The sequence below is a fragment of the Collinsella sp. AM41-2BH genome (assembly GCF_003468085.1).
In the GTDB taxonomy this organism is placed as follows: Bacteria; Actinomycetota; Coriobacteriia; order Coriobacteriales; family Coriobacteriaceae; genus Collinsella.
Map to the genome: position 1 here is coordinate 36297 of NZ_QSGH01000016.1, position 10840 is coordinate 47136.

The following is a 10840-nucleotide window of genomic DNA, read 5'->3' on the forward strand; positions in this document are numbered from 1 at the left end:
TCGATGATTGAAATCACCCAAGTCAACGCGTCGCTCGATGAAGCCGGCGATGAAAATGCCTGTCTCATTGTTGGCAAGCGAGTCGCCAAGTGCGTCCTACGTTGCAAGGACTCCGAGATCAAGTCCATCGAGCTCCACCGCAAGTCAATCGACGCTCGCAAAAAACGAGACGTCCATTTTATCCTGAGCTTTCGTGTTGAGCTGACTAGTCCCCACCTCGAGCGAGAAGCGATCGACAGCGTTGCCGAGCGTGACCGCTCGCGCGTACGCGCGATAGAAGACTATGAGCCTTCATTCCCCTCCCCCGCCTCCGACGCACCTCAAGAACGCCCTGTCGTTGTCGGCGCCGGATGCGCCGGCCTTTTCGCTGCGCTTACGCTCGCCGAAGCAGGTCTTAAGCCCTTGCTCATCGAGCGCGGCGACCCGGCATTTCGCCGCTCGCAGGCGATCGACCTCTTTCTAAAGGAGCGCATCCTCGACCCCGAGAGCAATATCCAGTTTGGCCTGGGCGGCGCGGGGACCTTCTCGGACGGCAAGCTCAATACGGGAACCAAAAATCCCGCCCATCGCCTTATCCTCGAAACCTTCGTCGAGGCGGGTGCGCCCCGCGATATTCTGTGGGATGCCAAGCCGCACATTGGCTCCGACATCCTTCCCACGGTCGTCACCGCTATATCCCAGCGCATCGAGCAGCTCGGAGGTGTCGTCCGTTATCGAACGAAGCTCGTCGACATTCGCATCGACGCGTCTGGCGCCATCACCGGTATTGATGTCCAATCGTCCCAAGACACCGCTTGCGAGCCAATCGAGACAAAGCACCTCATCCTCGCCTGCGGGCATTCTGCTCGCGATATTTTTGAGCTCCTTAAGGACCACAACGTGGTCCTCGCACAAAAGACCTTTGCCATGGGCGTTCGCATCGAGCATCCGCAGCGCGACATCGACCGAGCCCAATTCGGAGCCTCGGCGGGACATCCTGCCCTCGGAGCAGCCCCCTACAAGCTCGTCGCCCATCTTCCCAACGGCCGCAGCGTGTTCTCGTTTTGCATGTGTCCCGGCGGGCAGGTTGTCGCCGCCTCTTCCGAGCAGGGCCACTTGTGCGTCAACGGCGCCAGTCTCAATGCCCGCGACGGACGCAACGCAAATGCCGCCCTGCTCGTTAACGTCACGCCTGAGGACCTTCCCAACGATGACCCACTCGCCGGCATCGAGCTCCAGCGCGCCTGCGAGGCGGCCGCCTACCGCCTGGGCGGTTCCAACTGGAACGCACCGGCACAGCTCGTCGGAGATTTCCTCGCAGGACGCGCCAGCAAGGCGCCCGGAAAGGTAAAGCCCACCTATCCGCTCGGTGTGACCTGGACGGCAATTGACGAAGCCCTGCCGCAGCATATCGTCGAGTCGCTCCGCCTGGGACTTCCCCTACTTGGAAAAAAGCTACGAGGCTACGACCGCTCCGATGCTGTCCTTACCGGCGTGGAGACTCGCTCGAGCTCACCGGTCACCGTCACCCGAGACCGAACATGCCATGCCGTGTCGACCCCGGGCCTCTACCCTTGCGGTGAGGGAGCTGGATATGCCGGCGGCATCATGAGCGCCGCCACCGACGGCATCCGTTGTGCCGAAGCCCTGATCGCAGACCTCTAACGCACGAATTCCAGCGCGCAAAAGACGCATGCCCCGAGCTCCGCAGGGAACTCGGGGCATGTTCGCTATTTCTTAAACCGTGCACCCTGGCGTTTTCTGCCCGATGCGAACGTGGAACCCTTGCGAGCCTGCGAACGTAAGCGCTCGATCGTCTCGTCCTCAGACGCACCCTCGAGCATCGCCCGAATCTGAACGACGGCATCGCGCAGGCGCGCCGCCTCCTCAAAGTCCATGGCGGCAGAAGCGTTACGCATATCCTCTTCCATGGTTTCGACGATCCGCACGAGCTCGTCATGCGGCAGTTCTTCCAACTGCTCCGCAAGTGTCTGCTCGGGCGCCACCGTTTCCGGCACGCCACCCTCGCCCAACTCATCGGGCGTATAGAATGCGCCATGGCCAAGAGAGTCGCCCTTCGAGCGTCCCTTGGAACCCACGGTTTTTTCGGCCTCGGCAATAAAACTTGAGATGTCGTTGATGGCCTTGCGCACCGTCTTGGGCACAATGCCATGCTCTTCGTTATATGCCATCTGAATCTCGCGACGGCGCTGCGTCTCCTCGATGGCCTCTTTCATCGAATCGGTCACAACGTCTGCATACATGATGACTTCGCCATCGGCGTTACGGGCCGCGCGGCCAATCGTCTGAATCAGCGAACGGCGGTTGCGCAAGAAGCCTTCCTTATCGGCATCGAGAATTGCCACCAGTGAGACCTCGGGGAGATCCAAGCCCTCGCGAAGCAGGTTGATGCCAACGAGAACATCAATCTTTCCCTCGCGCAGCGTTCGCAGGATCTCGACACGGTCCATCGTCGCTGTATCGGAGTGCATGTAATTGACCTTAATGCCGGCATCAAGCAGATGGTCGGTCAGATCCTCGGCCATGCGCTTGGTGAGCGTGGTCACCAGTACGCGCTCCTTGCGGGCAACGCGCTCGCGAATCTCGTCCTCAAGATCGTCAATCTGCCCACGAACCGGACGCACATCGATCTTGGGGTCGAGCAGACCGGTCGGACGAATAATCTGCTCCACGTCGTTTTGGCTCACCCGCAGCTCGTAGTCGCCCGGTGTGGCCGAAACATAGATAAACTGGGGTATCCTTGCCTCAAACTCATCGAAGCGAAGCGGACGGTTGTCGAGCGCCGAGGGCAGGCGAAAACCATGCTCCACCAGGGTCACTTTACGCGATCGGTCGCCTTCGTGCATACCGCGAATCTGCGGCACCGTCACATGGCTCTCGTCGATGATGCAGAGCATGTCCTTGGGAAAGTAGTCAATCAAGGTAAACGGCGGCTCACCCGGCTTACGCCCGTCCAGATGACGCGAGTAGTTCTCGATGCCGTTGCAAAAGCCCATCGTTTCGAGCATCTCGAGATCATAGTCGGTACGCTGCTGCAGACGCTGTGCCTCGAGCAACTTATCAGTCGCCTTGAGCTCGGCCACACGCTTCTCGCACTCTTCACTGATTGATTTCAGAGCGGCCTTGACCTTTGGCTTCTCGGTCACGTAATGCGAGGCCGGCCACACGGGAATTGCTTCGTACTCACGCAGCATCTCACCGGTGACCTCATCGATCTCGGCTATCAGTTCAACCTCGTCACCAAAGAACTCAAACCGCAACGGATGCTCGGCATAAGGCGGATACACGTCGACGACATCACCGCGCACGCGGAACGTGCCGCGCGCCAGGTCATAGTCATTGCGATCATATTGAATGTCGATAAGCGCATGGATAAAGTCATCGCGCTCGAGCGGCACCTTCTTGTCGACGTTTGGAGCAAGACCCGCATAGTCCTCAGGAGAGCCAATGCCATAGATACACGAGACCGATGCGACAACGATCACATCGCGTCGAGATAGCAGCGATGCGGTCGCCTGATGGCGCAGCATCTCGACCTCTTCGTTAATCGAGGAGTCTTTCTCGATATATGTATCGCTTTGCGGCACATACGCCTCGGGCTGATAGTAGTCGTAGTACGAGACAAAGTAGACCACAGCGTTGTTGGGAAAGAACTCTTTGAGCTCGCTCGCAAGCTGAGCGGCGAGCGTTTTATTGGGAGCCATGACCAGCGTCGGCTTCCCCAGGGCCTCAATAGTCTTAGCCATCGTGAAGGTCTTGCCCGAACCAGTCACGCCCAGCAAAACCTGATAGCGATCTCCGTCCCTCACACCCTGCACAAGCGACTCAATGGCCTTAGGCTGAGAACCTGCAGGCTCATAGGGAGAAACGACTTCAAACGGCACCTCAGCGCCCTCAACGCCAAAGCGCTTAAGTTCACCGCCAACGCGTTCTACTTCAAATTCCGCCATGGATACTCCTAACTCATATATCTGCAGTATACGCAGGCGGCAGGCATAGTCCTATACGAACCGATCGGGATAGAGGGTCTTATAGCGAACCCAGGCATTATTGACGCGAATCAGATACGCCTGCGTCTCGGGAAAGGTGATTGCATTGTGCAGCGACGTACTTTGCTGCGCCCATCCGTCGACATTGCCCATGCCGGCGTTATAGGCGGCAATAGCGCTATCCGTCGACCCGTTGAAATACGTTAAGAGATACGAGAGGTACGCACAGCCAAACTCGATATTCGTAGCCGGATCGTTAAGGTTGTCGGCCGAATACTCCCCACCGTCGACAAGACCCTTGGCGATCATATCCTGAGCAGTCACAGGCATCAGCTGCATCAATCCCTGAGCACCCTGATTCGATTCGGCCTCGGGATCCCAATTCGATTCCGACTTAATGACAGCGCACACCAGATACGGATCCAGATTATGCGAAATACTGGATTGCTTTACATATGCCTCGTAGTCAATCGGATACAGCGGCTTAAAGAAGGCGGCAGGAGCACACGAGTAAACGAATGAGATAAGGCCGAAGGCAAAAACGGCAGCCAGCGGAATAAGGCGATACCACGCAAAGAAACGTGTCTTAGGCATCGGAATCCTCCTTATTCGCAGTGTCTATAAACCCATGGCATGCAAGCCATGAGTCAAGCTGCTCAAAGAGCGAATTATCGCCTGCGGCATTATCAATCACCGTTGTAGCGAGATTGCACAGCGCAGACTCATCGGGCTGGCAAGCAGAACGGGCATCGAAATCAGATGGCTCCATGCCACGCTGAATAGCACGCTCGCGACGAACTGACAAAGGGGCGCTGATGACCAGAATTTCATCAGCCAAGCCAAATGCATCCTCAAAACCAGTCGGAGCAGAAACCTCGACCACCGCAAAGGGATAACGGGGGGAAGAAACCGTGCAGCAAACCGGATCAAGAATCCTCAGTGACAGCTGCTCAATGAGAACGGGGTGCACAATGCTATTGAGCCTCGCGACCGCATCAGGAGAAACAAAAGCTCGAGAAGCGAGGATGTTACGGCGAACGCCGCCCTCCTCGTCCAAAATATCCCAGCCAAATTCTTCCGCGAGGGCATTGACGATATCGGAGCCTGGCACATACAGCGATTTGGCAAGCTCGTCCAGATCGATAAGCATGGCGCCATGAGATTCGAGATAGCGGCAGGCAGTCGACTTACCCGAAGCAATATTGCCCAAGACAAAAACGGTAAACATCAAGTCCTCCCTAACGCCAATGGGAGTTATTATCGCGCAAATACAAAAGAAGGACTCAAAATACAGCCAAACAGTAAGACAAGCTAAAAGAAGGCGAGTTCTTGTATTACAGCTCTCTATAAAACGCAAAAAAAAGGGGGAGGCCGCGAGGCCCCCCCCTTCTTCAAGTCAAGCGTACGGCTCGGTGCCGTCCACCGGTCAGCGGCGCCCTGGCCTCCCACGGGCTGGCCCCGCAGTACTCTCGGCGCGATGGGGCTTAGCTTCCGGGTTCGGAACGGGACCGGGCGTGCCCCCCATGCTCTGGCCGCTGACCGGTGGGCGGCGCCCACCGTTACGGTGTCCTGGGTCTCATCTACGTGCCCTGGGGGCCGCATGGCGTATAGGAAAGGGAACTGACTCGGGGGCATCCTCGTGCCCGGACCGCGCATGAGCGCTGGGTCCCGCGGGCCGCGAGGTGCGGTTCCGGAAGAGCTCGGGCGATTAGTGCGGCTCGGCTGAGGCTGTCGCCAGCCTTGCACCTGCCGTCTATCGACCAGGTAGTCTACCTGGGCCCTTACCGGAAGGAGAACTAATCCCTGGAACGGCTTCCCGCTTAGATGCCTTCAGCGGTTATCCGCGCCGCACGCGGCTACCCGGCCGTGCCGTTGGTCGACAACCGGTTCACCGGAGGTGCGTCCACCCCGGTCCTCTCGTACTGGGGGCAGCCTCCATCGATTCTCCTGCGCCCACGGAGGATAGGGACCGAACTGTCTCACGACGTTCTGAACCCAGCTCGCGTACCGCTTTAAACGGCGAACAGCCGTACCCTTGGGACCTGCTCCAGCCCCAGGATGCGATGAGCCGACATCGAGGTGCCAAACCTTGCCGTCGATGTGGACTCTTGGGCAAGATCAGCCTGTTATCCCCGGAGTACCTTTTATCCGTTGAGCGACGGCCCACCCACTCGGGGCCGCCGGATCACTAGAGCCTGCTTTCGCACCTGCTCGGCTTGTGGGCCTCGCAGTCAAGCCCGCTTGTACTCTTGCATTCAAAAGGACGGTTGCCGACCGTCCCGAGCGGACCTTCGCGCGCCTCCGTTACCCTTTAGGAGGCGACCGCCCCAGTCAAACTGCCCGCCTGGCACGGTCCCCGAGCCGGTTGACGGCCTCGGGTTAGGACGCCGGTCGCGCGAGGGCAGTATTCCAAGGGCGGCTCCCCGGGGGCTGGCGCCTCCGGATCGATGCCTCCTGCCTATCCTCTACACGCGGGACCAGCGGCCAATGCCAAGCTGCAGTGAAGGTTCACGGGGTCTTTCCGTCCTTCCGCGGGTAAGTCGCATCTTCACGACCAGTGCAATTTCACCGGGTCCATGGTCGAGACAGCGCCCAAGTCGTTGCGCCTTTCGTGCAGGTCGGAACTTACCCGACAAGGAATTTCGCTACCTTAGGACCGTTATAGTTACGGCCGCCGTTTACCGGGGCTTGGCTTCGGGGCTTCGCGCGATGCGCTAACTCCTCCGCGTGACCTTCCGGCACCGGGCAGGCGTCAGACCCTATACGTCGCCTTGCGGCTTCTGCAGAGTCCTGTGTTTTTGGTAAACAGTCGCTTGGGCCTCTCCACTGCGGCCCGCCTCCGCTCCCGGAGCAAGTCCGTTCACGTACGCGCGGGCACCCCTTCTCCCGAAGTTACGGGGCCATTGTGCCGAGTTCCTTGACCATGGTTGACCCGATCGCCTCGGTATGTTCTACCCACCCACCTGTGTCGGTTTGCGGTACGGGCGCGCACGCGCCTGCCTAGGGGTTTTTCTAGGGACCTCGGGCTCACTCGCTTCGCTTGATCGCTTCGTCCGGAGCCTCGCCCTCGTGCGGACCGGATTTCCCTGGTCCGCGGGCCGCGCTCCATCACGGGGACGTCCAGAACCCCGCCGAGCCACCCCCATCCGTCGCCCCGTCGGTCGTAGCGCCGCGTGCGCGGTGCAGGAATGTCTGCCTGCTGCGCGTCGGCTACGCCTTCCGGCCTCGCCTTAGCCCCCGACTGACCCTGGGAGGATTAGCCTTGCCCAGGAAACCTCGGGTTCACGGCGGACGAGTTACTCTCTCGTCTCTCGCTACTCATGCCAGCATTCTCACTCCCATGCGCTCCACCGCCGGTCGCCCGGCGGCTTCCCCGCCCATGGGAAGCTCCCCTACCGATTCTGAAAATCAAAATCCCGCCGCTTCGGTGTCCAGCTTAGCCCCGTGTATTGTCGGCGCATGTCCACTCGACCAGTGAGCTGTTACGCACTCTTTGAATGCATGGCTGCTTCTAAGCCAACATCCTGGTTGTCTGGGCGGACGCACATCCTTTGCCACTCGGCTGGAACTTGGGGACCTTAGCGGGCGGTCCGGGCTGTTTCCCTCTCGAGCACACAGCTTAGCCCACATGCTCTGACTGCCGCGCTCTGGGCCGCCGGCATTCGGAGTTCGGTTGGATTCGGTAGGCGGCGAAGCCCCCTCGTCCATCCGGTGCTCTACCTCCGGCGGTGAACGCGCGACGCTAGCCCTAAAGCTATTTCGGGGAGAACGAGATATCTCCGGGTTTGATTGGCCTTTCACCCCTATCCGCAGGTCATCGCCGCCGTTTTCAACCGACGTGCGTTCGGCCCTCCACGGGGTCTTACCCCCGCTTCAGCCTGCCCACGGATAGCTCACCCGGCTTCGCGTCCGCGGCGCGGGACTCAAGTCGCCCTGTTAAGGCTCGCTTTCGCTCCGGCTCCCTTTCGGTTAACCTCGCCCCGCGCCAGCGACTCGCTGGCTCATTCTACAAAAGGCACGCCGTCACACCGTAAAGGTGCTCCGACTGCTCGTGGGCGCACGGTTTCAGGTACTGTTTCACTCCCCTCCCGGGGTGCTTTTCACCTTTCCCTCACGGTACTGGTGCGCTATCGGTCACAGGGTAGTACTCAGGCTTGGATGGTGGTCCACCCAGGTTCGGACCGGGTTTCACGTGCCCGGCCCTACTCAGGGACCGCGTCGCGCCGTCCGGTCTGGGTTCGCGTACGGGGCTGTCACCCGCTGCGGCCGGCCCTCCCATGCCGTTCCGCTCCCCAGCCGGACCTGCGCCCGGGGGCGGCAGCCCCCGGATGCGCGGCCCTGCAACCCCGTCGGCGGAACCCCTGCCGGGTACGCCCGCTCGACGGTTTGGCCATCGGTCCCCTTTCGCTCGCCGCTACTCGGGGAGTCTCGAGATTGATTTCCTCTCCTCCGGGTACTTAGATGTTTCAGTTCCCCGGGTTGTCCTCCCGGCCCCTATGCGTTCGGGGTCGGGATATCCACACCTCTGTGGATGGGTTCGCCCATTCGGAGACCCCCGGGTCGAAGGATGTGTGCTCCTCGCCGGGGATTATCGCAGCTTGCCGCGTCCTTCATCGGCTCCCTGTGCCAAGGCATCCGCCGTGCGCCCGTGGTATCTTGCGGGACCGCTCTCGGGCCCGCGGGATATCCACGTGTCGCTAATAAAAATTAATCGATATCATGAATAGCGCTCGTATGTCGCAATTCGGGTATCTCATACCGCGGCACAGTGTGTTGTACTGTGCTCGCGATCAGATGCTCCTCACTCATTTATAAGTGAATTCTTCTTGTTTGGATCGGATGAATGATTGCTATCATTCTTACGTTTAATCGCAGAAAAGAATCGAGTCTGGAAGAATGATCTTCCATCTCTCTCCTATCGCTATGCGGCTCTCAAGGTACGCGGGTGCGACCCCGGGGACCGGGTGCTGCGGGGACCTATCCTGGCCAGACATCAACCGGACGGGCTCCTGCCCTCTATTCGAGTTAAAGTGTTTCTCTCTAAGAACGTATCTCCCTAGAAAGGAGGTGATCCAGCCGCACCTTCCGGTACGGCTACCTTGTTACGACTTCACCCCCCTCACCCTCCACACCTTCGGCGCCTCCCCCCTCTCGGTTGGGCCGGCGACTTCGGGTGCAGACGACTCGGGTGGTGTGACGGGCGGTGTGTACAAGGCCCGGGAACGCATTCACCGCGGCATGCTGATCCGCGATTACTAGCAACTCCGACTTCATGGGGGCGGGTTGCAGCCCCCAATCCGAACTGGGGCCGGCTTTCCGGGATCCGCTCCCCCTCGCGGGGTGGCATCCCTCTGTACCGGCCATTGTAGCACGTGTGCAGCCCAGGGCATAAGGGGCATGATGACTTGACGTCGTCCCCGCCCTCCTCCGCCTTGACGGCGGCGGTCCCGCGTGGGTTCCCGGCATCACCCGATGGCAACACGCGGCGGGGGTTGCGCTCGTTGCGGGACTTAACCCAACATCTCACGACACGAGCTGACGACAGCCATGCACCACCTGTATGGGCTCCTCTCGGCCACGGGGTCTCCCCCGCTTCACCCATATGTCAAGCCCTGGTAAGGTTCTTCGCGTTGCTTCGAATTAAGCCACATGCTCCGCTGCTTGTGCGGGCCCCCGTCAATTCCTTTGAGTTTTAGCCTTGCGGCCGTACTCCCCAGGCGGGACGCTTAATGCGTTGGCTGCGGCACGGGGGGATCGTCCCCCCACACCTAGCGTCCATCGTTTACGGCTGGGACTACCAGGGTATCTAATCCTGTTCGCTCCCCCAGCTTTCGCGCCTCAGCGTCGGTCTCGGCCCAGAGGGCCGCCTTCGCCACCGGTGTTCCACCCGATATCTGCGCATTCCACCGCTACACCGGGTGTTCCACCCTCCCCTACCGGACCCAAGCCGCGGAGGTTCCGGGGGCTTCGGGGGGTTGAGCCCCCCGCTTCGACCCCCGGCCTGCCGGGCCGCCTACGCGCGCTTTACGCCCAATGAATCCGGATAACGCTCGCCCCCTACGTATTACCGCGGCTGCTGGCACGTAGTTAGCCGGGGCTTCTTCTGCAGGTACAGTCTTGACTCTTCCCTGCTGAAAGCGGTTTACGACCCGAAGGCCTCCGTCCCGCACGCGGCGTCGCTGCGTCAGGGTTCCCCCCATTGCGCAAGATTCCCCACTGCTGCCTCCCGTAGGAGTCTGGGCCGTGTCTCAGTCCCAATCTGGCCGGTCGGTCTCTCAACCCGGCTACCCGTTGTCGGCACGGTGGGCCGTCACCCCGCCGTCTACCTGATGGGCCGCGGAGCCATCCCCTCCCGTCGGGGCTTTAGCCGGGGTGCCATGCGGCACCCCGGGGTATCCGGTATTACCCGTCCTTTCGGGCGGCTATCCCGGGGGAGGGGGCAGGTTCTCCACGTGTTACTCAGCCGTTCGCCACTCGCTTCTATCCGAAGATAGGTGCCGTTCGACTTGCATGTGTTAGGCGCGCCGCCAGCGTTCATCCTGAGCCAGGATCGAACTCTCCGTCCAAAATATATGGGCTTCGAGCCCGTCCGGTCCTCACAACTATTAGCTGATCGGTTCCGTTCGATTCATATGGTTTAAGTATAGGAAAAGGAATTTCTCGGGGCCGCCTCTCGGCGGCCTTGCGAAAAACAAATCCAAGTTAGACCATTTCAAATGGTTCGATGTCTGCCCGGATGCGACACTGAATGTGTCCATCCTCGCAGTATCCGGTTCTCAAGGTGCACGCTGTGCGGCTGATCCGGTCCGACCGGGCCGCGCGGCAAGGAGATATATTGCCAGACCGGAGGG

General features: G+C 60.2%; 4 protein-coding genes and 3 rRNA genes. 1 reads left to right on the plus strand and 6 read right to left on the minus strand.

Going from position 1 to position 10840, the window contains the following annotated elements:
• Positions 1-3 precede the first annotated feature (3 nt).
• The gene (locus DW899_RS08370) at positions 4-1644 is read left to right on the plus strand and encodes an NAD(P)/FAD-dependent oxidoreductase (RefSeq protein WP_117800636.1); all 1641 of its coding nucleotides are present in this window, start codon (positions 4-6) and stop codon (positions 1642-1644) included.
• Positions 1645-1709: 65 nt separating this feature from the next.
• Here the strand turns inward: DW899_RS08370 and uvrB are convergent, their stop codons facing one another.
• The 6 genes from uvrB to DW899_RS08400 all read right to left on the minus strand — a co-directional run bounded on the left by uvrB (position 1710) and on the right by DW899_RS08400 (position 10555).
• Positions 1710-3950, minus strand: coding sequence for an excinuclease ABC subunit UvrB (gene uvrB, locus DW899_RS08375; protein WP_117640771.1), 2241 nt, complete (start codon positions 3948-3950; stop codon positions 1710-1712).
• Positions 3951-4001: 51 nt separating this feature from the next.
• Positions 4002-4583 (minus strand): lytic transglycosylase domain-containing protein, encoded by a 582-nt coding sequence (locus tag DW899_RS08380; protein WP_117640770.1) that lies wholly within the window; start codon positions 4581-4583, stop codon positions 4002-4004.
• Entirely contained in the window at positions 4576-5217 is a 642-nt protein-coding gene (gene coaE, locus DW899_RS08385) for a dephospho-CoA kinase (protein ID WP_117800637.1), read from the minus strand. The genes DW899_RS08380 and coaE overlap by 8 nt, the downstream gene beginning before the upstream one ends.
• A gap of 196 nt (positions 5218-5413) precedes the next feature.
• A 5S ribosomal RNA gene (gene rrf, locus DW899_RS08390) occupies positions 5414-5529 on the minus strand.
• A gap of 148 nt (positions 5530-5677) precedes the next feature.
• A 23S ribosomal RNA gene (locus tag DW899_RS08395) occupies positions 5678-8651 on the minus strand.
• 398 nt (positions 8652-9049) lie between these two features.
• Positions 9050-10555: ribosomal RNA gene (locus DW899_RS08400) — 16S ribosomal RNA — on the minus strand.
• Together the 16S, 23S and 5S rRNA genes form the textbook arrangement of a ribosomal RNA operon.
• Between the last annotated feature and the right edge of the window lie 285 nt (positions 10556-10840).